General features: G+C 72.8%; 23 protein-coding genes. 13 read left to right on the top strand and 10 right to left on the bottom strand.

Annotated elements, in window-relative coordinates:
* Positions 1-135: 135 nt before the first annotated feature.
* Positions 136-510 carry an STAS domain-containing protein gene (locus QIY60_RS15435; protein ID WP_283142964.1) on the bottom strand — a complete coding sequence of 125 codons (375 nt, stop codon included), beginning with the start codon at positions 508-510 and terminating at the stop codon, positions 136-138.
* Between the two features lie 239 nt (positions 511-749).
* On the opposite strand from QIY60_RS15435, the gene QIY60_RS15430 reads away from it, so the two are divergent.
* From QIY60_RS15430 to QIY60_RS15420, 3 genes are all read left to right on the top strand, one after another.
* Positions 750-1,331: a sigma factor gene (locus QIY60_RS15430; protein WP_283142963.1), complete on the top strand. Its 582-nt coding sequence runs from the start codon at positions 750-752 to the stop codon at positions 1,329-1,331.
* Complete coding sequence (locus tag QIY60_RS15425) at positions 1,328-2,554, top strand: zf-HC2 domain-containing protein (RefSeq protein ID WP_283142962.1); 1,227 nt, start codon at positions 1,328-1,330, stop codon at positions 2,552-2,554. Before QIY60_RS15430 ends, QIY60_RS15425 begins: the two co-directional genes overlap by 4 nt.
* A gap of 389 nt (positions 2,555-2,943) precedes the next feature.
* Positions 2,944-4,275 (top strand): hypothetical protein, encoded by a 1,332-nt coding sequence (locus QIY60_RS15420; protein WP_283142961.1) that lies wholly within the window; start codon positions 2,944-2,946, stop codon positions 4,273-4,275.
* 28 nt (positions 4,276-4,303) lie between these two features.
* Here the strand turns inward: QIY60_RS15420 and QIY60_RS15415 are convergent, their stop codons facing one another.
* Entirely contained in the window at positions 4,304-5,641 is a 1,338-nt protein-coding gene (locus QIY60_RS15415) for an ABC transporter substrate-binding protein (RefSeq protein WP_283142960.1), read from the bottom strand.
* Positions 5,642-5,814: 173 nt separating this feature from the next.
* On the opposite strand from QIY60_RS15415, the gene QIY60_RS15410 reads away from it, so the two are divergent.
* Positions 5,815-6,261, top strand: coding sequence for a hypothetical protein (locus tag QIY60_RS15410; protein WP_283145940.1), 447 nt, complete (start codon positions 5,815-5,817; stop codon positions 6,259-6,261).
* Positions 6,262-6,318: 57 nt separating this feature from the next.
* A complete protein-coding gene (purU, locus tag QIY60_RS15405; protein WP_283142959.1) occupies positions 6,319-7,170 on the top strand; it encodes a formyltetrahydrofolate deformylase in 852 nt (283 codons plus the stop codon).
* 146 nt (positions 7,171-7,316) lie between these two features.
* Here the strand turns inward: purU and QIY60_RS15400 are convergent, their stop codons facing one another.
* On the bottom strand, positions 7,317-8,699 hold the full coding sequence (locus QIY60_RS15400; RefSeq protein WP_283142958.1) for a transcriptional regulator: 1,383 nt from the start codon (positions 8,697-8,699) through the stop codon (positions 7,317-7,319).
* A 350-nt stretch (positions 8,700-9,049) separates the two neighbouring features.
* Here QIY60_RS15400 and QIY60_RS15395 point away from each other — a divergent pair, with 350 nt between their 5' ends.
* From QIY60_RS15395 to QIY60_RS15380, 4 genes are all read left to right on the top strand, one after another.
* Positions 9,050-9,727 carry a bifunctional DNA primase/polymerase gene (locus QIY60_RS15395; RefSeq protein WP_229848010.1) on the top strand — a complete coding sequence of 226 codons (678 nt, stop codon included), beginning with the start codon at positions 9,050-9,052 and terminating at the stop codon, positions 9,725-9,727.
* A gap of 52 nt (positions 9,728-9,779) precedes the next feature.
* Positions 9,780-10,637 carry an ABC transporter ATP-binding protein gene (locus tag QIY60_RS15390; protein ID WP_283142957.1) on the top strand — a complete coding sequence of 286 codons (858 nt, stop codon included), beginning with the start codon at positions 9,780-9,782 and terminating at the stop codon, positions 10,635-10,637.
* The gene (locus QIY60_RS15385; RefSeq protein WP_283142956.1) at positions 10,634-12,256 is read left to right on the top strand and encodes a transporter; all 1,623 of its coding nucleotides are present in this window, start codon (positions 10,634-10,636) and stop codon (positions 12,254-12,256) included. The genes QIY60_RS15390 and QIY60_RS15385 overlap by 4 nt, the downstream gene beginning before the upstream one ends.
* A gap of 308 nt (positions 12,257-12,564) precedes the next feature.
* A complete protein-coding gene (locus QIY60_RS15380; protein ID WP_283142955.1) occupies positions 12,565-13,386 on the top strand; it encodes a polysaccharide deacetylase family protein in 822 nt (273 codons plus the stop codon).
* A gap of 13 nt (positions 13,387-13,399) precedes the next feature.
* Here the strand turns inward: QIY60_RS15380 and QIY60_RS15375 are convergent, their stop codons facing one another.
* Both QIY60_RS15375 and QIY60_RS15370 read right to left on the bottom strand, forming a co-directional pair.
* Positions 13,400-14,281, bottom strand: coding sequence for an alpha/beta hydrolase (locus tag QIY60_RS15375; protein WP_283142954.1), 882 nt, complete (start codon positions 14,279-14,281; stop codon positions 13,400-13,402).
* A gap of 577 nt (positions 14,282-14,858) precedes the next feature.
* The gene (locus QIY60_RS15370; protein ID WP_190088124.1) at positions 14,859-15,551 is read right to left on the bottom strand and encodes a metal-dependent transcriptional regulator; all 693 of its coding nucleotides are present in this window, start codon (positions 15,549-15,551) and stop codon (positions 14,859-14,861) included.
* 238 nt (positions 15,552-15,789) lie between these two features.
* On the opposite strand from QIY60_RS15370, the gene QIY60_RS15365 reads away from it, so the two are divergent.
* Positions 15,790-16,545 carry an SIS domain-containing protein gene (locus tag QIY60_RS15365; protein ID WP_283142953.1) on the top strand — a complete coding sequence of 252 codons (756 nt, stop codon included), beginning with the start codon at positions 15,790-15,792 and terminating at the stop codon, positions 16,543-16,545.
* Between the two features lie 217 nt (positions 16,546-16,762).
* Here QIY60_RS15365 and QIY60_RS15360 read toward each other — a convergent pair whose 3' ends face one another.
* Together QIY60_RS15360 and QIY60_RS15355 are read right to left on the bottom strand one after the other, a co-directional pair.
* A complete protein-coding gene (locus QIY60_RS15360; protein ID WP_283142952.1) occupies positions 16,763-18,142 on the bottom strand; it encodes a PAS domain-containing protein in 1,380 nt (459 codons plus the stop codon).
* 173 nt (positions 18,143-18,315) lie between these two features.
* Entirely contained in the window at positions 18,316-18,840 is a 525-nt protein-coding gene (locus QIY60_RS15355; protein ID WP_283142951.1) for a GNAT family N-acetyltransferase, read from the bottom strand.
* On the opposite strand from QIY60_RS15355, the gene QIY60_RS15350 reads away from it, so the two are divergent.
* Complete coding sequence (locus QIY60_RS15350) at positions 18,839-19,216, top strand: VOC family protein (RefSeq protein ID WP_283142950.1); 378 nt, start codon at positions 18,839-18,841, stop codon at positions 19,214-19,216. The genes QIY60_RS15355 and QIY60_RS15350 overlap by 2 nt on opposite strands.
* Before the next feature lie 79 nt (positions 19,217-19,295).
* Here the strand turns inward: QIY60_RS15350 and QIY60_RS15345 are convergent, their stop codons facing one another.
* The 3 genes from QIY60_RS15345 to pdxH form a co-directional block, all read right to left on the bottom strand.
* On the bottom strand, positions 19,296-19,493 hold the full coding sequence (locus QIY60_RS15345; protein ID WP_283142949.1) for a hypothetical protein: 198 nt from the start codon (positions 19,491-19,493) through the stop codon (positions 19,296-19,298).
* A gap of 20 nt (positions 19,494-19,513) precedes the next feature.
* Positions 19,514-20,152, bottom strand: coding sequence for a hypothetical protein (locus QIY60_RS15340; RefSeq protein WP_283142948.1), 639 nt, complete (start codon positions 20,150-20,152; stop codon positions 19,514-19,516).
* A 782-nt stretch (positions 20,153-20,934) separates the two neighbouring features.
* Positions 20,935-21,561 (bottom strand): pyridoxamine 5'-phosphate oxidase, encoded by a 627-nt coding sequence (gene pdxH, locus QIY60_RS15335; RefSeq protein ID WP_283145939.1) that lies wholly within the window; start codon positions 21,559-21,561, stop codon positions 20,935-20,937.
* A gap of 316 nt (positions 21,562-21,877) precedes the next feature.
* On the opposite strand from pdxH, the gene QIY60_RS15330 reads away from it, so the two are divergent.
* Both QIY60_RS15330 and QIY60_RS15325 read left to right on the top strand, forming a co-directional pair.
* Positions 21,878-22,978, top strand: coding sequence for a citrate synthase 2 (locus QIY60_RS15330; RefSeq protein ID WP_283142947.1), 1,101 nt, complete (start codon positions 21,878-21,880; stop codon positions 22,976-22,978).
* Positions 22,979-23,161: 183 nt separating this feature from the next.
* Entirely contained in the window at positions 23,162-23,422 is a 261-nt protein-coding gene (locus QIY60_RS15325) for a hypothetical protein (RefSeq protein ID WP_283142946.1), read from the top strand.
* The last annotated feature ends 6 nt before the right edge of the window (positions 23,423-23,428 follow it).

Raw genomic sequence — 23,428 nt, 5'->3', positions numbered from 1 at the left:
TTCCCCGCGCCCCTTGAAGCGCCCCTCCGGGGCGCCCAGGGGATTGCCGCGCAGCGGCATCTAAGGGGCGCGGGGAACTGCGCGAGCAACCCAGCACGGTCCGCAGGCAAAAGTCACCGCACCCCAGCGGAGCGCTCAGGCGGAGAGTGGTTGCTCCTCCTCCCCCGCCGCCGCGTCCACGTCCCCGTACACGTCGAACAGCCGCCGTACCCCCAGCGCCGCCAGCACCCGGTTCACATGGGAGCCCTCGACCGCGCCCCGGGCCGGGAGGATCAGGCGGAGCCTGCCCCGGCAGGAGCGGATCAGGCGGCGGGTGGCGATCAGGACGCCCACGCCGCTGGAGTCGCAGAACAGCACCCCGGACAGATCGAGCACCAGATCGCGCCGACCCGCCGCCACCGCGTCGTGGACCACCCGCCTGACCTGCGGCGCCGTCACCAGGTCCAGTTCTCCGCGGACGCGCACCACGGCCCATCCGCCCTGCTCGGCCTCGTTCACGATCAGCCTCACGCGTCCGGTACCTCTCTGTGCCGTCGGCCCCCCGCCCGTCCCCGGCGCCTTCCCGGACCGCGGCGCGCGAAACCACTTCGCCCCTACCACGACCTGCCGTTTCGGGGGCGCACTTGCCGCAAAGGAGCGCTCGTTCTCGGCCGCGCGCACTACATTCGAGGAGACACGAGTACACAGGGGTGCGGACAAAAGGCACAAAGCACGCACGACGGTACACGCGTAGACGGTTGGGGAGCCGCATGGCGAAGGACGCACCACCTCGCTGGGACCGCAGGATGCAGCAGCGCCTGGCGCGCGGCGAGGCGGCCGCACTCGGTGAGCTGTACGACCGGTTCGCCTCGCTGGTGCACAGCCTGGCCCACCGCGTGCTCGGCGAGGACTCCGCCGCCGACCAGATCACCCGCGAGGTGTTCGGTTACGTGTGGGAGAACCCGGACGCGTACGACCCCAAGCAGGGCTCCATGCGCTCCTGGGTCGCCAAGCTCACCCAGCGCCAGGCCGTGCTGCGGCTGCGCCAGGCCGAGGCGGCGCAGTACGCGGAGCACGGCGGCGGCTCCACCGAGGAGCTGGAGGCGAAGGTGCGGCGGGCCACCGCGGCCGCCCGCGCCGACTACATCGTGACGTCGATGCCCGCGCCGCTGCGGCAGGCCCTGGAGCTGGCGTACCACCAGCGCCGCGACTACCGGCAGGCCGCCGCCGACCTCTCCATCAGCGAGGACGAGGCCCGGCGCCGGCTGCGGCTCGGGCTCCAGCTGCTGTCCACGGCGAACACCCGCCCGCCGGAGGGGTCCTCGCCGCCCGGTTACGGACGTGCGCTGTGAACGGGCCCGCCGAGCAGGGGCCGCTTCCCGACGACGAGAACGGCACGCCGCGCATACCGCCGCCGCGCCGGGCGGCGGACGACATCGAGCGCCTGCCGCCGCCGGAGCTGGTGGCGCAACCTGTGGTCCGCTCGCACGCCATACTGAAATCACTGCTCGGGGCGTGGGCGCTGACCGCGTGCTCGGCGGAGGAGACCGAGGCCGTGGAGGCACACCTCACCGAGTGCGCGCCCTGCGCGGACGAAGCGCTGCGGCTGCGGGACGCGGTGGGGCTGCTGCACACCGACCGCAGCCTCGACCTGGACCCGCTGCTGCGGTCCCGGGTCCTGGAGAACTGCCTGGGCCGGCGCCCGGCGCGCATCCCGGTGCCGGACTGGGCGTCCGCGTACGACGCGGAGGCCGCCCGGCTCGACGCGCTGCTCAACGACTTCGGCGACGCGGAGTGGCACGCGCCGGTGCGGCTGAAGTGGTTCGAGCGGGAGCAGCAGGTGAACCGCAAGACGACGGTGGCGGGCGTGATCGGCCACCTCATGGCGGTGGACGGCCTGGTGGCGGCGGCGCTGGGTCTGGACGACCCGGCGGGCGCGGGCCTGCCGTCCGGTCCGACGGCCCGCACCGAGGCCTTCTGGACCTCGACGCGCTTTCCGCTGACGCGGGCGGTACGGGAGCCGTGGCGCGAGCAGACGCACACGCTGATCCGTACGGTGTCGTTCGCGGGCCGGGGCGCGGCCGAACTGGCCGTGCCCTACGGCGACTTCGCGCTCCCGCTCCAGGACGCGCTCCTGGACCGGGCCTTCGAGTGCTGGATCCACGCGGGGGACATCGCGGACGCGGTGGACTACCCGTACGAGGCGCCGTCCGGGGCGCATCTGCACCGGATGATCGACCTGGCGGCGCGGATCCTGCCGGATGCGCTGGCGGCTCGGCGTCGTGCGGGTCTTGCGGCGCCGCCGCGGCATCTGGTGGCGGCGGGCGCCCCCGGCCGCTCCCTCCGTCTGGAGATCGAGGGCGCGGGAGGCGGCGTCTGGCACATCGCGCTCGACTCGCCCGCCGCCGTCGGGTCCCCCGACCACGAGGTGGCCCACATCGCCCTGGACGGCGTCGAGTTCTGCCGCCTGGCGGCGGGCCACGTGCCGCCGGAGGACGCGGCGGCGGGCCGCCTCGGCGACCGCGAGGCGATCAGGGACGTACTACTGGCGACGGCGTCACTGAGCAGGTTGTAGGTCCCACCCCACCCCTTCCCTAAACCCTCCGGGGGTGGGGGAGGGGTGAGGGTGTTCTTCCGGGGGCTACGCCCCCGGACCCCCGGGCGGGGCCTGCGGCCCCTGCACCCCGCTCCGTTCGCCTGCAGGCCGTGTGTGGCTTGTCGCGCAGTTCCCCGCGCCCCTAACCACCTAGGGGCGCGGGGAACTGCGCGAGCAACCCAGCACGGTCCGCAGACAGACAGGGGGTCCGGGGGCGCAGCCCCCGGGAAACCGCCCTCCTCCCCCTCTCCCCCGGAGGGTTTCGGGAAGGGGTGGGGTGGGGGCTCAAACCCGTGGGCGTGGCACCTCGCCCCAGGGACCCGGTAGCGTGGCTCGACGATTCCGTAGTCCCACGCGTAGGAGTCCCGGTGACGCAGAGCCGACAGGGTGACGAGCCGCAGCTGCCCGCTGTACGGCCCGCACACGAGGGCGTCGTGCTGCCCGCCGACGGATCCGCCCCCCTGCCCCCGGGCCCACCCGGCGCCCAGCCCTGGGGGCAGCCCTGGGGCCCGCCCCAGCAGGACGCCTGGGCTCAGCCCCTGCCCCCCGAGAGCGGCGACGCCACCCAGTACATCGCCCCCGTCCCGGCGGACGGCACCGGCGCCGAGGAGACGCAGTACCTGAGCGCACCGGCGGCGGGCGCCTCGGACGCGACCCAGTACATCGCGCCCGTCCCCGGCGCCTCCGACGCCACCCAGTACATCGCGCCCGTCCCCGGCACATCGGACGCCACCCAGTTCCTCGCCCCCGTACCCCCGGCACCCCCGGGCGCCCTCCCCCCGGAGGCCAACGGCGGCGCCGAGGCCACCCAGTACCTGCCGCCGGTCCCGGACGCGCCGTACGGCATACGCCCGGGCGCCCCCGAGGAGCGGCAGCCGCCCGCCGAGTTCGACAGCCTCTTCCGTACCGACGGGCCGCCGCAGGGCCAGCGCCCCGGTGAGAACCAGCAGTTGCCCCGGTTCGCCCCGGCCCCGCCGGTCCAGGTCCAGGTGCAGCCCCAGCAGCCGCCCCAGCCCCAGCAGTACGCGGCCGCCCCGTACGACTCGTACGACGACGAGCCCCCGCGCCGCTCCCGCCTCGGTCTGATCGCCGCCGTCGGCGTCGGCCTCGCCGTCGTCGGGCTCGGCGCCGGGTATCTGATCAGCGGCACCGGCGGGGACGGCGGCGAGAAGAAGGACGACAACGCGCCCATCGCCGCGACCACCCCGACCACCGGCGGCGGTGACGCCAAGGCCGAAGCCGACCCCGCCAAGGCGCAGGCCGTCGAGCTCGACAAGCTGCTCGCCGACAGCAACAACAGCCGGGACGCCGTGATCGGCGCGGTCGCCGACATCCGCGGCTGCGACAAGCTGGACGCCGCCGCCACGACCCTGCGCGACGCGGCCCGCCAGCGCGGCGAGCTGGTCACCCGGCTCCAGAAGGTCGCCGTCGACAAGCTGCCGAACAACGCCAAGCTCACCGCCGAGCTCACCAAGGCGTGGCAGGCGTCCGCGTCCGCCGACAACCACTACGCCGCCTGGGCCGACCAGTCCGGCAAGGACAAGGGCTGCAAGCGCGGCCACGCCCGCCGTACGGCCGACGCCAACCAGGGCGACCGCGACAGCGGCGCGGCGACCCTCGCCAAGAAGCAGGCGGCGGGGCTGTGGAACGCCATCGCGGGCAAGTACGGCCTGACGAAGCGGTCCTCCACCCAGCTCTGACCCGTAACGCCCTTACGGGAAGGGCGCGTCAGCCCAGTGCCGACGCGTCCTCCAGCGTCGTGCTCACGTCCGTGAAGCCGCGCCGCGCCGCCGTGAGCCGCCCGGCCTTCACCACCTGGAACGTCACGTCGCGGTTGACGATCCGGGGGAAGTCCGGCGCCGCCAGCATGTCCTCGAACTTCCACCGCAGCGTCGGCGTCAGCCCGCCCGTCTCCACGCTGACGCCCTTGTTGAGCGCGCGGATGAGGTCGTGCGCGGCCACGCCGTTCTTGTCCAGCGACTCGACGACCTTCTTCAGGACGGTGTACGCGATCCAGGTCGTCTGCACGCCCGCGTCCGCCGCGTCGATGGTGTCGTCCCGGAACGCCTGCTCCCGGATGACCTGCCGCATCGGCCCCCAGCGCGCGTCGCTCGCCTCCGGGTACCAGCCGGTGATGTACGCGCCCTCGAACGGGCCGTCCGCGCCGCCCGTGCGGTCGATCAGCGGCTGCCCGACCGAGCCGAGCACCGAGGCGATCTGCACCTTCTGGCCGTCGTCCTCGACGCGCCGGAACGAGTCGAAGAACGTCTCGGTGCGGGCCCCGAGGACCGCGGTGACGCACCCCTTGCGCGCCCGTTCCGCCGCCGCTTTCTTGCCGATCTTCCCGGGCAGTTCCGGATCCGCCCCGGCCCGTACGAGCGCCTCCTGGGCCTGCGGGGTGTAGTCGCCCGCGTCCTCGGTCGTACGGATGTCGGCGGACGGCTTGCGGTGGCCGGTGGTCAGGCCGGAGTTGAGGAGTAAGGGCATGATGTCGCCGGAGACGGTGTCCGGCCGTACGAGCGCGACCTTCTCGCACCACACCGCGAGCTGCTTGCCGGTGCCGGCGAGCAGCGTGGCCTGGCCGCCGTTGACGGGGTAGGAGAGCGCACTGCTGAACTCCTCGTCGGAGACGCCGTACCCGCCTATGTACGGGATCCCGGCGGCCTCCAGGGGGGCCATGAAGGCGCGGCCGTGCTGGCTGTAGGAGCCGACGACGGCGACCGCGTGCTCCTTGACCGCGCGGCGGGCGCACTCGGCGGCGCCGGTGGCGGTGTTGTGCTCGTTGCAGGTGAGGACCTGGAGCTTGTGTCCGTCGATGCCGCCGTTCGCGTTGACCCAGCGCGCGTACGCCTGCGCCATGGACGGCATTCCGGGCATGTTGGTCGCGCGGGTGCTGTCGGGCGCCCAGGTCATCACGGTGACGGGTTCCCTGGAACCCCCCGTGGTTCCAGGGATCACGCCGCAGCCGGTCACCAGCGAGGCTCCGACCGCCGTACACACGGCGACCAGCGCGGTCGCCACGGAGTGGAAGGGGCGGGGGGAGGAGGAGCTGCGCCATCCGGTCATGTCCCTGCACAATTCCGCCTCATGGGTAACGCCAGAGTGAGCAATCCCCAACACTGGGTGACGCGCGGGTGAATTACGGGGGCGCCTGGGGCCCGGGAGATGGTGAACGTACGATCGAACGCGTGCAGCAAGGTTCAGCCAGCTCTTCCCGTCGCGGCCGTCGCTCCTCCACCATGGGCGGCATGCCGTTGAATGACATGCCCTGGTGGCGCTGGCGCGCGAACGTGCGGTCCGCGCTGCACATGCTCTCCGACGACGCCTTCCAGCAGGAGGTGTGGCTGACCGGGCGGGAGGGGTACGGGGACATCACCGACGCCGTGTACCGGCTGGTGGAGGACACCTGGCTGGACAACTGGTCGGCCGAGAAGTACGTGGGCACGGTCTTCCGCGACTCCGGCGAGGCCGCGCTCGTCGACGTGGCGGTGCTGCGGGTGCTGCGGATCATGCACCAGGTCGGCGCGGACGCCCCGGTGTCGGCGTTCCTGGCCCACCACGGGTGGCCGGAGGCGGTACGGGCGGCGCGCGAGGCGCACGTACGGCTGGCGGCGAACGACGGGGACGACCCGGACGCGCAGCCGCGCTCCCTGGAGGTCCTGCGCATCCTGACGCGCTCGGCGTAGGGGTCCGCATCCTGAGCGGTGCCCGGCGGGTCCCGTCGCTTGTGGCATCCTGCCTGGATGACTGACCAGTACGTCCTCACGCTCTCCTGCCCGGACAAACAGGGCATCGTGCACGCCGTGTCGAGCTATCTCTTCATCACCGGCTGCAATATCGAGGACAGTCAGCAGTTCGGAGACCGCGACTCGGGTCTCTTCTTCATGCGGGTCCACTTCTCGGCCGAGGCGCCGGTGACGGTGGAGAAGCTCCGCGCCAGCTTCGCGGCGGTCGGCGACTCCTTCCAGATGGACTGGCAGATCCACCGCGCGGACGAGCGCATGCGGATCGTGCTGATGGTGTCGAAGTTCGGGCACTGCCTCAACGACCTGCTCTTCCGCTCGAAGATCGGCGCGCTGCCGGTGGAGATCGCGGCGGTGGTCTCGAACCACACAGACTTCGCCGAGCTCGTGTCCTCGTACAACATCCCCTTCCGCCACATCCCGGTGACGAAGGAGACGAAGGCGGAGGCGGAGGCGGAGCTGCTCACGCTCGTGGAGCAGGAGCGCGTCGAACTGGTCGTCCTCGCCCGCTATATGCAGGTCCTCTCCGACGACCTCTGCAAGCAGCTCAGCGGCCGGATCATCAACATCCACCACTCGTTCCTGCCGAGCTTCAAGGGCGCGAAGCCGTACCACCAGGCGCACGCCCGGGGCGTGAAGCTGATCGGCGCGACGGCGCACTACGTCACGGCGGACCTCGACGAGGGCCCGATCATCGAGCAGGAGGTCGAACGGGTGGGCCACGAGGTCACCCCCGACCAGCTGGTGGCGATCGGCCGCGACGTGGAGTGCCAGGCGCTGGCGCGGGCGGTGAAGTGGCACGCGGAGCACCGGATCCTGCTGAACGGCCGCCGCACGGTGGTCTTCGCGTAACCCCATCTGGGGGCCGGCCCCCAGACCCCCGTTCGTCTGCGACACGGTGGGGGCTGGTGACGGCCCGCGGACGAACGAATACCCCGGGAGAGCCACCTCCGCCCCCGCCCACCCCCGGAGGGTTTAGGGAAGGGGCGGGTGGGGGCTTACGCCGCCTGGACCTCCAGGCGCGCTCCGAACTCCCGTACCGACGGCTCGTCCGCGTACGGCTCCAGGCGCTGCTGGAGGTCGTCGAGATAGTCCGCGCCGCGGTTGGTGCGCAGCGTGGACAGCAGGTCCACCGCCCGCGTACCGGTGGCGCACGCCAGCTCCACCTCCCGCTGCTGCACCTGCGCCGTGGCCAGCAGGATCAGCCCGATCGCCCGGCGCCGCGCCCGCGTCTCGGGATGGCCCGCCAGCGACTCCTCGGCCCGCCGGGCCGCCGCCTCGGGCTGCCCCAGATCCCGGTGGCAGTGGGCGAGTTCGTCCGACAGGTACGCGTGGTCGAAGTGCGCGATCCACGACGGGTCGTCACCGGAGTCCGCGGACGCCGCCTCCATCGCGGCGAGGGCCCGCCCCGCCACCGTCTGGCACGTACGCGCGTCCCCGAGCAGCGCGTGCCCCCGCGCCTCCGCCGCGAAGAACATCGCCTCGGCCCGAGGCGTGACCCGGCCCCGCGACCCCTCCTGCGCCGCGCGCGCGAGCTGCGCGATCTCGCGCGGGTTGCCCAGCTGGGCCGCGAGGTGGCTCATGGAGGCGGCCAGCACGTACCCCCCGTAGCCCCGGTCCCCCGCCGCCTGGGCGAGCCGCAGCGCCTGGATGTAGTAGCGCTGGGCCAGGCCCGGCTGGCCGGTGTCGACGGCCATGTAGCCCGCCAGCTCCGTCAGCCGCGCCACCGCCGCGAACAGCTGGCGCCCGACCGTCTCCCGGTACGAGCCCGCGAGCAGCCCGGACACCACGCTGTTGAGGTAGTGGACGACGACGGGCCGCACGTGCCCCGACCCGAACCGGTGGTCGAGCTCCACCAGCGCGTCCGTCATCGCCCGCACCGCGTCGACGTCCGCGACCCCGACCCGCTGCCCGGCGTTCCGCGCGACCTGCGCGTCCGCGCCGGTGATCAGCCAGTCGCGGCTCGGCTCGACAAGGGCCGAGGCGGCCACCGTCGAGCCGGTCAGGAAGTCGCGGCGGCCCACGTCGCTGCGCCACAGCTCGCAGACCTGCTCGATCGCGCCGAGGACGGTGGGCGAGAACTGCAGCCCCACCCCCGACGCCAGGTTCTTGCCGTTCGCCATGCCGATCTCGTCGATCGTCACGGTGCGCCCGAGCTTGCGCCCCAGCGCCTCCGCGATGATGCCCGGCGCCCGTCCCCTGGGCTGCTGGCCGCGGAGCCAGCGCGCCACCGATGTCTTGTCGTACCGAAGGTCGAGCCCGCGTTCGGCGCCGACCATGTTGACGCGCCGGGCGAGACCCGCGTTGGAGCACCCGGCTTCCTGGATGAGCGCCTGCAGCCGTTCATTGGGCTGGCGGGCGACTAGAGGCCTGGCTGCCATGTGAACCCCCTGATGCGGCAGTTGATCACTCCTGTGATCACTGCCCTGCGAAAAGGCAGAGAATGCGAAGGAAGCGAAGGAACCGAAAGAAAGCGCGGGAAACAGAGAATGCGCCGTAAATCGGATGAATACCGGTCGTGGGTGAAGTCGGCGGTCTGGAACTGACGTCGGACGAACGGGCGCGGTGCCTGTTTCCCCGGAGCCCCCCGCTTGTGGCTACCCGCAACGAGAGGCGCGGCCGCACGCGCGCCCCCGTCCATGCACCCATGCGCCCCGGATGCAGGATCGATGCTCCTGCCCCGCCCGCCGCGCGCCCGTAACCCGCGGTGATGCCGGGAGTTGAGTTCTGCGTGGAAGAGACCATCACAGGCACGGAAGCCGCACAGATCCCCAAGCAGCGCGGCGACCAGCTCCTCGACAGCGCGGTGCGGTACGCGGAAGAGCGGCACTGGGACGTGTTCCCCGGCACCTGGCTGGAGGCGGCCGAGGGCGTGGAGCACTGCTCGTGCGGCGACGCCGCCTGCCCGTCGCCGGGGGCGCACCCGTCCCGGCCGGACTGGGCGACCCAGGCCACGGGGAGCGCGGTCGCGGCCCGCCGCCTGTGGTCGAAACAGCCGAAGTCCTCGATCCTGCTGCCCACCGGCCGCACCTTCGACGCGATCGACGTCCCGGAGTCGGCCGGCTTCCTGGCGCTCGCCCGGATGGAGCGCATGGAGCTCACGCTCGGCCCGGTCACCTGCACCCCGGACCGCCGGATGCTGTTCTTCGTGCTGCCCGGCGCCGGCGCGAAGGTCCCCGACCTGGTGCGCAAACTGGGCTGGACGGCCGCCTCGATCGACCTGATCACCCGAGGCGAGGGGGACTACGTGGCGGCCCCGCCCACCCGCATCGGCGGCCACGGCGCGGTGCAGTGGGCCCGCCGCCCCACCCCCGCCAACCGCTGGCTGCCCGACGCCGAGGAGCTCATCAGCCCCCTCGCGTACGCCTGCGGACGCGAGGCCGCCGCCGCCCGGGCGCGCCGCTCGTAGGGTGTCCCCGTAGACGTACAGACGTACGTACGGGGACGAAAGGCGCACCACCATGCCGGACCAGACATTCGACGGCGGCACCGACCCGGCGGAACCGGAGGCCACAGGTCCGGACACCGCGGGCGGGGTGCGGGACCTGCCGCCCGCCGTCCGGGTCAGCGACCTGTGGAAGCGCTTCGGCGACCAGATCGCCGTCGCCGGGATCGATCTGGAGCTTCCGGCGGGCAAGTTCATCGGCCTGGTCGGGCCGAACGGGGCGGGCAAGACCACCACCCTGTCGATGGTGACCGGCCTGCTCCGCCCCGACCGCGGCACCGTCGAGATCGGCGGCCACGACGTGTGGCGCGACCCGGTCGCCGTGAAGTCCCGGATCGGCGTGCTGCCGGAGGGCCTGCGGCTCTTCGAGCGCCTGACGGGGCGCGAACTGCTCGGCTACACCGGCCGGCTGCGCGGGCTGCCCGGCGCCGAGGTCGACAAGCGGGCCACCCAGCTCCTGGACGTGCTGGACCTGGCGGGCTCCCAGCACAAGCTCGTCGTGGACTACTCGACCGGCATGCGCAAGAAGATCGGGCTCGCGGCGGCGCTGCTGCACAACCCCGAAGTGCTGTTCCTGGACGAGCCGTTCGAGGGCGTCGACCCGGTCTCCGCCGCCACGATCCGGCGCGTCCTGGAGCGCTACACCGCCTCCGGCGCGACCGTCGTCTTCTCCAGCCACGTCATGGAGCTCGTCGAGTCGCTGTGCGACTGGGTCGCGGTGATGGCCGCCGGGCGCATCCGCGCACAGGGCACGCTCGCCGAGGTCCGGGGCAGCGCGAGCTCCCTGCAGAACGCCTTCCTCGAACTCGTGGGCGCCCACGGCCGCGACACCGGCGACACCCTCGACTGGCTCGGCGGCGGTGCGGCCCGATGAGCACCACGGCCCCGAAGGCCCCCGCGACCCCGGGCGCGCCCGCACTCACCCCGCTCTTCGTACGGCTGAAGCTGTCGCTGCTCAAGAACGGGCTGCTGCAGTCCGGCGGGCGCAAGGCCGCCTACATCACCTCGGCCGTCCTCGCGCTGCTCTTCGCCGCCCTCCAGCTCCTCGGCCTGCTGGCGCTGCGCGGCGACGCCCACGCGGCCACCGTGGCCGTCCTGGTCACCGGCGTCCTGGCGCTCGCCTGGACGGTGATGCCGCTGTTCTTCCCGAGCGGCGACGAGACCCTGGACGCGACCCGGCTGGTGATGCTGCCGCTGCGGCCGCGCTCGCTGATCGTGGCGCTGCTCGCCGCCTCCCTGGTCGGCATCGGGCCCCTCTTCACGCTCTGCCTGGTGCTCGGCTCGGCGCTCGCGGTGGCCCACGGCGCGGCGGCGGCCGCCGTCGCGGTGCTCGCCGTACCGCTGACGATCCTGGTGTGCGTGGCGCTCGCGCGGACCGTGGCGACCGCCAACACCCGGCTGCTGACCTCCCGCAAGGGCCGCGACCTCGCCGTGCTCAGCGGCCTGGTGATCGCCATCGGCTTCCAGTTCGTCAACTTCGGGGTGCAGAAGCTCGGCGACTCGGGCGGCCTGTCCGCGCTCGACCCGGCCGGGAACGTGGTCCGCTGGCTGCCGCCCGCCGCCGCGATCGGCGCCGTCGACGCGGCGAGCGAGGGTGCGTACGGGCGGGCGGCCCTGCAACTCCTGCTCACCGCCGTGGCGCTGGCGGCCCTGCTGTACGCCTGGCAGCGCTCGCTGGTACGGCTGATGACCAGCCCGGACGGCTCGACGCTGCGGCCCGCCGACACGGCCCGCAAGCAGGCGGACCGGCCGGGCCTTTCCGGGCTGCTGCCCGAGGGCCGCACCGGCACCGTCATGCTGCGCACCCTGCGGTACGCCTGGCGCGACCCCAAGACCAAGGCGGCGTGGATCACTTCGCTCGCCATCGGTCTGATCGTCCCGGTCGTCAACGCCCTCCAGGGCAACGGCACGGTGTACTTCGCCTCGTTCGGCGCGTTCATGCTGGGCGCCCAGCTGTACAACCAGTTCGGGCAGGACACCTCGGCGTTCTGGATGGTCGTCCAGACGATCTCCACGCCCCGGGACGCCTTCCTGGAGCTGCGCGCCCGCGCCTGCGCGATCGCGCTGGTGACGGCCCCGTACACCGTCCTGGTCGCGGTGGTCACCGCCTCGCTGGTCGGCAACTGGGCGGCGTTCCCGCAGGCGTTGGGGCTCTCGCTCGGGCTGCTCGGCGCGATGCTGGCCACGGGCGCGGTCGCCTCGGCGACCTTCGCGTACTCGATCCCGCAGGACAGCCGCAAGAACGTGGCGCCGGGCCAGGGCGGCATCGCGTTCCTGGCGATCACCGGCGGGATGCTCACCAGCGGGCTGCTCTGCGCGCCGCTGATCGCCCTGACGATCTGGCTGCACGTCTCGGACCGGCACGGCGCGCTGTGGCTGGTGCTGCCGCTGGGGGCGGTGTACGGGGTGCTCGTCGCGTACACCGGGCTGCGGGTGGCGGCGCCGCGCACGGCTCGGCGGCTGCCGGAGATCTTGACGGCGGTCAGCCGTTAGGCTCCGCCGGACGCGGTTATTCGTCTGCGGGCCGTCCGTGGCTGGTCGCGCAGTTCCCCGCGCCCCTAGAAGCGCCCTGCGGGGCGATCCCCTGGCAACCCGGGTGACCCCAACCCCCCAGGGGCGCGGGGAACTGCGCGAGCAACCCCCACCGGCCCGCAGACAAACACCGGGCCAAAAAGGGGCGCGGGGAACTGCGCGACCAGCCCCCACCCACCCGCGGACAAAGGCCGGGCCGGAAAGGGGCGCGTCACTCACGCGGGTGACGCCCGCATGCGTGCCCGAGCGGGCGCGGGTAGATCTTTCGTGTGACCGCGTATCGGGTGTCCCTGAGGGCCGTGACCGCCGGGCTGGCCGCCTCGGTACTGCTGTTCGGCGTCGGCTGCGCCACGGGCGCGGGAGCCTTCGACGCGCCCCGGGCCGCTCCCGTACGCCATGTGCACGAGGGGGACGAGAGCCCGGCGGGGGACGGCCGGGGCCCGCGCGCGCTCGCGTACTCGCCGCTGTGCCGCACCGCCAAGTGCATCGCGCTCACCTTCGACGACGGGCCGGGCCCGTACACCGCGCGGCTGCTGGACATACTCGGCCGGGAAGGCGTGCGGGCGACGTTCTTCCTGGTCGGCGACAAGCCCGTGCACACCTATCCCGATCTCGTACGGCGGATCGCCGCGCAGGGCCACGCGATCGGCAACCACACCTGGACGCACCCGGTCCTGACCGGTCTGCCCGAGGCGGAGACACTGCGCCAGCTCGCCCTCACCCAGTCGGCGCTCCAGCGGCTCACGGGCGTCAGGCCGACGCTGATGCGGCCGCCCAAGGGCCTCACGGACGCCCGGGTGACGGACGCGGCCCGGGCGCTCGGACTCGCCCAGATCCTGTGGAACGTGACCGCGACCGACTACCACCACACGACCACCGAGCTCGTACGCAAGCTGGTCCTGGAGCGGGCCCGGCCGGGCGGCGTGGTCCTGCTGCACGACGTCCTGAAGTGGACCGTGCCCGCCGTGCCCGGCATCATCACCGGGCTGCGGGCCGCAGGCTACACGCTGGTGACGGTCCCCCAGCTGTACGAGGACATGCGGCCGGGCGAGCAGTACCCGGTGTGGGCGACAGCGGCGGGGCACGGCTGACGCCCCTACGTGCTCAGGGGGACGACGGGACCGGGTGATCGGCCGTCTCCCGCAGGAACGGTTCGACCGCAGCCCGCCAGCCCTCCGGCTGGTCGTAGTGGACGAGATGGCCGGCGTCGGCCACTTCCGCGTACTGCCCCCGGGGCAGCACGCGGACCATCTCCTGGGCCTCGGCGCGGCCGAGCTCGCCGTCGAGGCCGCGGACCACAAGGGTCGGGCAGCGGACCTGGGCCAGCTCCTCCCAGTGCGCGTCGTAGACCCACGTCTCGCGGGCCTTGAGCATCTGGCGGCGGGAGAAGACCGGGCGCCAGCCGTCGGCGCGCTCGGCCATCACCTCGGCGAAGAACTCGCCGCGCGCGGGGCTGGGGCGCTCCACCCAGGGGTCGTCCTCGCCGAACCACTTCCGTACGTCCGCGAGCGTCGCGAACGGCACCGGCCAGGACTTGAACCAGTCCTCCCACTCGCGCTGGGAGGCCGCGCCGAGCGCCGAGGCGCGCATGTCGCAGATCACCAGGGCGCGGACGAGGTCGGGGCGGTGGGCGGCGAGCTGCCAGGCGGTGAGGGCGCCCATGGAGTGGCCGACGAGGGTGACCGGGGCGAGGCCCAGCTGCTCGATGGCCGCCTCCGCGTCCGCCACGTAGGCCTCACGGGTGAAGGGGCCCTCGGCGGGCTTGTCGCTGCGGCCGTGGCCGCGCTGGTCCAGGGCGACCGCGCGGTGCTGCTCGGCGAGCCAGCGGGCGGTGGTCGCCCAGTGCGCGGCGCGGCCCATCAGTCCGTGGAGCAGTAACACCCCGGGCGCCGGGCCGGTCTCCCGGCGGCCCTTGGGCGGGTCCGCGAACTCCCAGGCAGCGAGGCGTACGCCATCGGATCCCGTCACGTCGCTGCGTCGCACCATGTGTCCTGGCACCCCCTTCAGCCCCCGGAGCTCTGAGGTCAGTTCACGGCAGGATATCGAACCTCTATTCGAAAACTGGCGTCTCTCGCGCAACACCCCTCGTTCGAGTGACCGGACTCAAGGATTGACGGGCCGCCCCGAGGGGAGATCTTCTGCGGGAGGCGGGCGGCCGCGGTGGGACCGACAGGCCGACCCGAGGGAGCTGACCCCGAGAGCTCGGGGCTCCGGGTCAGCACCGGGGAGGGCAGGCCCCGGCGCCGCAGGGCGTCGGGGCCCTCTGCGAGTCCGCGGGGCCCGCCGGAGGCGGGAGACGGTGGCAGTGGAGCTCTCCGCACGATCCCTCCCCTCGCCTTCCCGGCCGTGCGCTCCCCGGCCGTGCGCTCTCCGCTCCTTCAGGTCATATGCCTCACCGACAGCGTGGCACGCGAACCGCCCGCCCGCTGCCGATCCGACCGGAAACAACGGGCGGGCACGGCGGTCGGCCCACCCTCTCAACTCCCGTACGCCCCAAAGGAAACGGGGGCGGCGCCGCGCACGCGCGCGACACCGCCCCCACTGCCTTTTCCCTACCGCTGGGCTACCGCTTGGCCACGAAGACGTGGGACGCGACGTCCGCGCCGAGCTCGGCGGCCTCGCCGCTGCTGCCGACCAGGACGCCGCCCGGGGACTGCGTCACGCTGACGACCGCGCCGGGCTGCACGCCCGCGCGACGCAGCGTGTACATCAGCTGGGCGTCCGTCTGGATCGGCTCGCCGATGCGGCGCACGACGACCGTCATGCCGTCGTCCGTCGCCTCCAGCTCGTTGAGGCTGATGATGCCGTCCTCCAGGAAGGCGTCGGCCTCGGCCTTCTCGCCCAGCTCCTCCAGGCCCGGGATCGGGTTCCCGTACGGAGACTCCGTCGGGTGGCGCAGCAGCTCCAGGACGCGCCGCTCCACCGCCTCGCTCATCACGTGCTCCCAGCGGCACGCCTCCGCGTGCACCTGCTCCCACTCCAGGCCGATCACGTCGACGAGCAGGCACTCGGCGAGCCGGTGCTTGCGCATGACGCGGGTGGCCAGGCGGCGGCCCTCGTCGGTGAGCTCCAGGTGCCGGTCGCCGGCGACCTGGACCAGGCCGTCGCGCTCCATGCGCGCGACCGTCTGGCTCACGGTCGGCCCGCTCTGGTCGAGTCGCTCCGCGATCCGGGCGCGCATGGGGACCACACCCTCTTCCTCAAGTTCGAGGATGGTGCGGAGATACATCTCCGTCGTGTCGATCAGTCCGGACATACGTGCCCCTCGATGCTGTGAATGTTGAAAGCACTCGTGCGCTGGCCCTGACTCAATTCTGACGCATACCACTGACAACCGTGCCCCGGCCGGGGCACGGCCCGAGAACGGGTGCTCGGGAGGACGGACGGGAGGGCGTATTGACAGGGCAATGGTCCAGACCGCAACGTGTGCGGCGGCACGGACATTCCCTACCCCGAGCATTCCCCCACGCACCCCTCCGGAAAGGGCCCAGGCGATGAGCGAGAGCAAACTGGCCGGTCAGTTCTTCGACGCCGCCATCGGGCTGCTCCAGCGGGTACGGGACGAGGAGGCCGGGAACGTCGCCGCCGCCGGGACCGCGATCGCGGACACCGTCGCCGCGGGCGGCCGCCTCTTCGCCTTCGGCGCCGGGCACTCCTCGCTGGCCGCGCAGGACGTGGTCTACCGGGCGGGGGGGCTCGCCCTGATGAACCTCCTCGCCGTCCCCGGCACGGTCGGGGTCGACGTGACGCCCGCGACGCTGGGCTCGGCCCTGGAGCGGGTGGACGGCCTGGCGGGCGCGGTCCTGGACTCCAGCCCCGCCAAGCCCGGCGACGTCCTGGTGGTCATCTCCCTCTCCGGCCGCAACTCGCTGCCGGTCGAGATGGCGATGAACGCGCGGGCGCTGGGCCTGAAGGTCATCGGCGTCACGTCGCTCGCGTACACGTCGGGCACGAAGTCGCGGCACGTCTCCGGCACGTTCCTGCGCGACCACTGCGACATCGTCCTCGACAGCAAGATCGCGATCGGCGACGCGGAGCTCACGCACCCGGCGATCGAGGCGCCCTTCGCCCCCGCGTCGACGGTCGTCACCAGCGCCCTCATGCAGGCCACGATGGCCGCGGCGGCGGAGTCCCTGGCGGACCGCGGCATCGAGCCGCCGCTGCTGCGGTCGGGGAACGTGGACGGGGGCCACGAGTGGAACGGGCGGGTGCTGGAGGAGTACGGGGACCGGATCTTCTTCCGACGCTAGGCGCTGCGCTGGGCTGGGCCCGGGGTTCGCCTGCGGACCGTGGTGGGTTGCTCGCGCAGTTCCCCGCGCCCCTAAAAGCGGGGATGCCGCGCAGCGGCACTTAAGGGGCGCGGGGAACTGCGCGACCAGCCCCCACCGGCTCGCAGACAAATAGGGGTCCAGGGGCGCAGCCCCCGGCCGCCCGCCAGAGGGCTTTCGGGAAGGGGCGGGGTGGGGGCTAACCCAGCGTCGCCGACAGGTCCAGCGCCGCCCCCACCCGCACCGCCACACTCTCCGCGAACTCCGCGTCGGGGCGTTCGAAGGCCGGGCGCCCGGGGCCGCGCAGGAACGTGAGGACGCCGACCGTACGCCCCCGGCTGCGCAGGACCGTACAAAGGGCGTGCCGGGCGTCCCCCGGCCACTGCCGGTCCAAGGCCCAGCCCTCCGCCCCCACACCCCCACTCGCCCGCACCGACCCCACCCGGTCGACGGCCTGAAGCGCGGGGTGGCCCGGCGCGTACCGCACCGGCATGCCCCCGCCCGCCACCGCCGCGACCGGCCCCGGCGCGCTCGCCGGCGACGCCGCCGTACGCACCAGACGCTCACCCACCGCCACGTCCACCAGCGCGTGCTCCGCGAACCCGGCGAGCGCGAAGTCGAGGTACGCCATCGCCGCCTCCGACGGGTCCTCGCACTCCGCCGCCGTACGCGCCGCCCGGTACAGCTGGTTCCAGCGGAACCGCAGCCGGTCCGCCTCCTGCTCGGCCAGCTTCGCGTCGGTCACGTCCTGGAAGAGCCAGGCGACCCCCAGCGGCACCGGCTCCTCCGCCAGCGGCGAGGCCAGCCGCAGGAAGCCGCTGCGCCAGCAGCGCCGCCGCTCGCCCTCGGCGGTGCGCAGCGTCACCCACAGCTCGGCGGGCGAGGCGGGCGCGCCCTCCGCGAGCACGTGGTGGAGCGCGCCCTCCAGCTCCTCCACGCCCTGCACGATCAGCTCGCCGAGCGGCCGCCCGAGCAGCGTGACCCGCCCGGTCCCGAGCGCCCGCGCCGCGTACGCGTTGACGACGGTCGGACGCAGGTCCACGTCCACGAGCACCACGCCCCACGACCCGTCCTCGAACAGGGCCTCGCTCAGCGCGATCGACCGCTCCAGGTCGATCTGCGCGTGCACCTCGCTGAACGCGCAGTACACGCCCGCCGGTTTGCCGTCCGCGCCCCGGACCCCGGCCGACTGCGTCCGTACGAGAACGCGCCCGCCGTCCTTCTTCAGCAGCGCGAACTCGTGCACCTGGCGGCCCGGCGCGTCCATCGCGGCCATCAGCCGGCCCTCCACCTCGCCCGCGTCGGCGGCCCGTACCGCCCACCCGGCGAAGCCCTGGCGGCCGACGGCCTCCTCGGCGCTCCAGCCGAGGATCCGCTCGGCCTCGCGGTTCCAGTGCGTGACCGCACCGCCCGCGTCGAACGCGCAGAGCGCGGCGTCCATCCCGTCGAGCAGCGCGGCGAGCAGGTCGCCGCCGTGCTCGGGCTCGGGCACCGGCGGACCGCCGGGGCCGTCGTCATGTCCCCGGTCCGGCTCGTCGGGACCGAGGGCGTTGGTGGTCTCACTCCGGGAAGCACTCATCCTGGCACCCCCTGCAGGACGTGTCGCAGCGTCACGCCGACGCACCGACCCTCGTCGGATCATTCAACTGGAACGTGACGCATCCCACATCGACTTCCCCGAAATCCCTTCCCGGGAGGGGCCGTTTTGCGACGCGGAAGGGGGACACCCCGGTGGAAACGACGCGCGCTGGCTCAGCCGCCGAGCTCCGCGCGCCAGCGCACCTCCCCGTCCGACCGCTCACCGGTCGGGGCGAGCCCGGCGGCGCGCGCGACGGCGGCGGACGCGGTGTGATCGGGGTGAACGTGCGCGACGACGCTCCGCACCCCGTACGCGGCGAGCCCCGCGACGAGCGCCCGCGCGGCCTCCACGGCGATCCCCCGCCCCTGCCAGGGCGTTCCCACGACCCAGGCGATCTCTGCCGTACCACCTTCCACAGTGGCCTGGACCGTACCCACCAACCGGTGCTCTTCGCGCAGCCGGATGACCCAGTTGAGCCAGTGGACGGCGGGGTCGGGCGACCCGGCCGCCATCCGCGCGTACCGCGCGCGCAGTTGCTCCACGGTGTCGGGCGCGCCGCCGATGAACCGGTGCAGCGCGGGATCCCCGAGCACGCCCGCCATCTCCTCGGCGTGCTCCACCCGCAGGGGCTCCAGATCGACCCGCGCCCCCGAAAAGGTCTTTCCCGTCCCACCCTCGTCGAACATAGTGACGCTCATGACCTCACTTGTACGTCACGTGACGTTCGACTGCACCGATGCCTACACCCTGGCCACCTTCTGGGCGGCGGCCCTCGACGGCAAGATCTCCGACGAGGACTTCCCCGGCGACCCGGAGGCCCTGGTCACCAGCGAGGCCGCCACCCTCCTCTTCGTGACGGTCCCCGACGCCAAGTCCGTCAAGAACCGCGTCCACCTCGACCTCCAGCCCCAGGACCGCACCCGCGACGAGGAGGTCGACCGCCTCCTCGCCCTCGGCGCCACCGTGGTCGGCGACCACCGCCTCCCCGACGGCAGGGGCTGGGTCACCCTCGCGGACGTGGAGGGCAACGAGTTCTGCGTGGAGCGGAGCGCGGGGGAGCGGGCGGGCCAATAACAGCGCCGCACCGAGCGAGAACGGGCACCCCGGACGGACGGCGTGCGCGCGGTCCGGGGTGCCGTCGCCTGGGGCGAGTTCAGTCCCGATAGCCCGGCGGGAACTCACCGGCCTCGGTCGGCCGCGCCCAGCCCCGCCTCAAGCGGGCGTCCTCCGACGAGCCCTCGGCGTCTGCCTCGGCCGGATCGGAACGGGTGACTTCCTGACCGCCGAAGACGACCTTCTCGCCGGTCTCCGGATGCTCAGGGATGTAGCCGAATGCGCTGGACTCGTCCACAGGGGCCCACTCTCGGCGGCTCAGATACACGTCCAGGAGGACGACTTGCCGTACAGGAGCGTACCCCTGACCTGTGTGCCGTCGGCGTCGACGGCGTAGCCCCGGGCTTCGAGGCGCAGCTTGTGCCGACCGGTCTGCGGCGGCTGGTTGCAGGCCATGCCGAAGGTGGTGTCGTTGTGCTGGCCGCTGGTGCTCGGGCCGACGATGGATCCGGTGACGCGGTGCCAGCCGCCGTTGTCCTCGGCGAACTGGGCCTGCGTCCACTGCGTACGGAACGATCCCGAACAGTCCTGACTGGTACCTGCCTTCACGTCGTACAGCCCATTGGCGACGACTTCACCGACCCATAACGTGCATAGGAAGGTGTCTGGCTTGGGCGGCTGAGAGCGTGTACCCCGAGCGCCGTCCACGAGCGAGCGCGGAACCCAGTTCGCCGGGTCCTTGGCCTTGGGGTCAGAGGCGTCCAGCAAGGGGCTGGTGTAGGTCTCCTCACCGTCGTAGCCGAAGTAGCCGACCAGGGCGTGCTCACGGTCCACCGTGCCGCCGGCCGACGCCGAGGCGTGCGCCTGAGGGGCGGGCTGGGCGGATGCCGTCGTTGCGGAGAGGATCGCGGCAGCGGCCGCGGCGACGGTCACGTACAGAGGTCTGGCGATGCGCACAGGATGGTCCTCCCGTTGGCGAGCCCGGCCCGGTCGAGCCGAGCGCTACGGATACTTGTTCGCAGCCCGGCCCCTTCACAGCCTCCTTGTGCCCGACTGGCGGGTAATCCCCCAGGTACGACCCATTCCTCCCACACGCGGCACGAGAACCGGCCCGCGTGGCCGGAGCCCGAGGTCCCCACCAGGGAACATGGGCGAGGGGAGACCGGCAGGGGGCGCACCGAGCCCCGTCGGCGTCACGCCGGAACCGCCCCACGGCGGGGACGGCAGAGAACGGGAACGGTGACGTTCCCCCATGGGGCATCGGCGAGGCCAGGGTCTTCGTCCTCGCCAAGGGCGGGCAGCCGCTCATATGGAAGGGCACCTGGACCGGGCGCGTCTCCGTCCGCAGCAGAGGCCAGCACAGCCTCACCACCTCGGCGGGCCGCTTCAACGTCCTGCACCGCAACCTCCGGCTTCTCCAGAGAGCGGACGGCTACTCCTACGCCTCGAAAAAAGAGACTCCGAAAATCGGTTGAGGCTCCCCAGGCCTCTGCCTAATGTGTCGTGCACACACGAAAGGAGGTGATCCGGAAGTGATTTCATACCGGACGCGTGAGGTGACTGCGGGCTAGCGCCTGCCAGTCGCACTCTTTGTGCGGTGCCGGCTCGTCGCCGGCCGAAATTCCCAGCAGTCACCGACCCGCGGGCTCGCCGGTACGTCCGGCCGGCTCCTCTTCGGAGGAACCCGAGCCCGCGGGTTTCTGCATGTCCGGGGCCTGGGACCAGGGAATTACAGGGAATTACGGGGCCAGGCGTTCTACCCGCCAGGTTTCCGGGGTCGCCGGGACATAGCGCAGGCGGTCGTGGAGGCGGTTCTCGTGGCCCTGCCAGAACTCCATCGTCTCCGGGACGATCCGGAAGCCGCCCCACTCCGGCGGGACCGGGACCTCGGTGCCCTCGGGGTAGCGGGTCGCCAGCTCCTCGTAGCGGGTCGTCAGCTCGGTGCGGGAGGCGATCGGCCGGGACTGGGGGCTCGCCCAGGCGCCGAGCCGGGAGCCGTGGGGGCGGGTGCGGAAGTACGTCTCCGTCTCCTCGCGGGGGATCCGCGCCGCCTCGCCCGTCACGATCACCTGGCGGGAGATCTGGTGCCAGGGGAAGAGCAGGGAGACGTGCGGGTTGGCCGCGAGTTCGGTCGCCTTGCGGGAGGCGTAGTTCGTGTAGAAGACGAAGCCCCGGTCGTCGTAGGCCTTCAGCAGGACCGTGCGCGTCGACGGGCGGCCGTCGGGGGTCGCCGTGGCGACGACCATGGCGTTCGGCTCGTGCAGGCCTGCGGTGACGGCCTCCTTGAACCAGCGCGCGAACTGGGCCATGGGGGTGGCGGCCAGGTCCGCCTCGTCCAGGAGGGTGGTGCGGTACTGGCGGCGCATGGCCGCGGGGTCGTGGTCGGTCACGGCGTCATCCTGCCGCAGGAGCGTGTGACCGCGCCCGGGCACTCCGTATGGCACGGCGTGTCAGTTTTCCCGGCACGGAGGGTCGTCAACCCTCCGCGCGGCAAATGGGGCAGTGTGCCGGATGTCACGCTTCCCCGCACCCGTCGAACCCGCCAAACTCTCCGCTGGGCCACTGTGGCCCCCCTACGACCCGCGGTGGGTGATTTCCCGCCGCACGGGGCATCACGGGGGAAGGGGCGCCCCCTGCCCAACCCATCCCGCAGCTGTCGCACGCATCATGAGGAGCCGCCTGATGTCCGACTTCGTACCCGGACTTGAAGGAGTCGTCGCGTTCGAGACGGAGATCGCCGAACCCGACAAGGAAGGCGGTGCTCTTCGGTACCGAGGCGTCGACATCGAGGATCTCGTCGGCCATGTGTCGTTCGGGAATGTCTGGGGGCTGCTCGTCGACGGGGCCTTCAACCCGGGGCTGCCGCCCGCCGAGCCCTTTCCCATCCCCGTCCACTCCGGGGACATCCGCGTCGACGTGCAGTCCGCGCTCGCGATGCTCGCGCCGGTCTGGGGGCTGAAGCCGCTGCTCGACATCGACGAGCGGACCGCCCGCGACGACCTGGCGCGCGCCGCCGTCATGGCGCTGTCCTACGTCGCCCAGTCGGCGCGCGGCCAGGGGCTGCCGATGGTGCCGCAGCGTGAGATCGACAAGGCCGAGTCGGTCGTCGAGCGGTTCATGATCCGCTGGCGCGGCGAGCCGGACCCCCGGCACGTGAAGGCCGTCGACGCGTACTGGACGTCGGCCGCCGAGCACGGCATGAACGCCTCGACGTTCACCGCCCGCGTGATCGCCTCCACCGGTGCCGATGTCGCGGCCGCCCTGTCGGGCGCGGTCGGCGCCATGTCCGGTCCGCTGCACGGCGGCGCGCCCTCCCGTGTCCTCGGCATGATCGAGGAGATCGAGCGGACGGGCGACGCCACGGCGTACGTGAAGAAGGCCCTCGACAAGGGCGAGCGCCTGATGGGCTTCGGGCACCGCGTCTACCGCGCCGAGGACCCCCGTGCGCGCGTGCTGCGCCGCACCGCCAAGGAGCTGGCCGCGCCGCGCTTCGAAGTCGCGGAGGCGCTGGAGAAGGCCGCTCTGGAGGAGCTGCACGCCCGCCGCCCCGACCGGGTGCTCGCCACGAACGTCGAGTTCTGGGCGGCGATCATGCTGGACTTCGCGGAGGTCCCGGCGCACATGTTCACGTCGATGTTCACGTGTGCCCGTACGGCGGGCTGGTCGGCGCACATCCTGGAGCAGAAGCGGACGGGCCGTCTGGTGCGGCCCTCTGCCCGCTACATCGGCCCGGGCTCGCGCGACCCGCGCGAGGTGGAGGGGTACGGGGACATCCGGGCCTGAGTTCCGAACTGACTCAGCCTCAGTTGTACGTGTGGCGCCGCCCCGGGGACGGGGGCGGCGCCACACGCGCATCTACCCTCCGCCTGGGCCCCCTTGATCGATTGCATGGCTGGATTAGATAGGGTTTTCGAGAACCAGACCCCCCACAACGGGCTCTTCGGGCCCGGGATTTGGAGTATCCACATGCGTCGTACCGTGACCGCTGTGCTGTCCGCCGCGCTGCTCGCCGGTGGCCTGGCCGTGACCGTCGCGCCCGCCGCGCAGGCCGGTGTCATCATCTGCAAGCCGGCCGAGCTGCGCCAGCAGGCCGCGCAGCTCGACCGGAAGGCCGAGGAGCTGAGGCACCTGGGCGAGCGCGCCGCCGCCACGAGGGCGCACCAGCAGGCCGACGCGCTGCGCAGGAAGGCGCAGGCGTGCGAGGACGCGGACGGCCGCGCGTCCTAGTCAGTA

The organism is Streptomyces sp. BPTC-684, assembly GCF_030028635.1.
Classification (GTDB): domain Bacteria; phylum Actinomycetota; class Actinomycetes; order Streptomycetales; family Streptomycetaceae; genus Streptomyces; species Streptomyces noboritoensis.
The sequence above is the reverse complement of the archived record's forward strand: the minus strand, read 5'-3'. Positions and strand labels throughout refer to the sequence as shown.

What these genes read in the sequence shown, in the direction of transcription:
- QIY60_RS15430 (WP_283142963.1), top strand. Translation starts at nt 750, where the DNA reads ATGGCGAAGGACGCACCACCTCGCTGGGACCGCAGGATGCAGCAGCGC.
- QIY60_RS15415 (WP_283142960.1), bottom strand. Translation starts at nt 5,641, where the DNA reads ATGACCGGATGGCGCAGCTCCTCCTCCCCCCGCCCCTTCCACTCCGTG.
- QIY60_RS15410 (WP_283145940.1), top strand. Translation starts at nt 5,815, where the DNA reads ATGGGCGGCATGCCGTTGAATGACATGCCCTGGTGGCGCTGGCGCGCG.
- purU (WP_283142959.1), top strand. Translation starts at nt 6,319, where the DNA reads ATGACTGACCAGTACGTCCTCACGCTCTCCTGCCCGGACAAACAGGGC.
- QIY60_RS15400 (WP_283142958.1), bottom strand. Translation starts at nt 8,699, where the DNA reads ATGGCAGCCAGGCCTCTAGTCGCCCGCCAGCCCAATGAACGGCTGCAG.
- QIY60_RS15390 (WP_283142957.1), top strand. Translation starts at nt 9,780, where the DNA reads ATGCCGGACCAGACATTCGACGGCGGCACCGACCCGGCGGAACCGGAG.
- QIY60_RS15385 (WP_283142956.1), top strand. Translation starts at nt 10,634, where the DNA reads ATGAGCACCACGGCCCCGAAGGCCCCCGCGACCCCGGGCGCGCCCGCA.
- QIY60_RS15375 (WP_283142954.1), bottom strand. Translation starts at nt 14,281, where the DNA reads ATGGTGCGACGCAGCGACGTGACGGGATCCGATGGCGTACGCCTCGCT.
- QIY60_RS15370 (WP_190088124.1), bottom strand. Translation starts at nt 15,551, where the DNA reads ATGTCCGGACTGATCGACACGACGGAGATGTATCTCCGCACCATCCTC.
- QIY60_RS15365 (WP_283142953.1), top strand. Translation starts at nt 15,790, where the DNA reads ATGAGCGAGAGCAAACTGGCCGGTCAGTTCTTCGACGCCGCCATCGGG.
- QIY60_RS15360 (WP_283142952.1), bottom strand. Translation starts at nt 18,142, where the DNA reads ATGAGTGCTTCCCGGAGTGAGACCACCAACGCCCTCGGTCCCGACGAG.
- QIY60_RS15350 (WP_283142950.1), top strand. Translation starts at nt 18,839, where the DNA reads ATGACCTCACTTGTACGTCACGTGACGTTCGACTGCACCGATGCCTAC.
- QIY60_RS15355 (WP_283142951.1), bottom strand. Translation starts at nt 18,840, where the DNA reads ATGAGCGTCACTATGTTCGACGAGGGTGGGACGGGAAAGACCTTTTCG.
- pdxH (WP_283145939.1), bottom strand. Translation starts at nt 21,561, where the DNA reads ATGCGCCGCCAGTACCGCACCACCCTCCTGGACGAGGCGGACCTGGCC.
- QIY60_RS15330 (WP_283142947.1), top strand. Translation starts at nt 21,878, where the DNA reads ATGTCCGACTTCGTACCCGGACTTGAAGGAGTCGTCGCGTTCGAGACG.
- QIY60_RS15325 (WP_283142946.1), top strand. Translation starts at nt 23,162, where the DNA reads ATGCGTCGTACCGTGACCGCTGTGCTGTCCGCCGCGCTGCTCGCCGGT.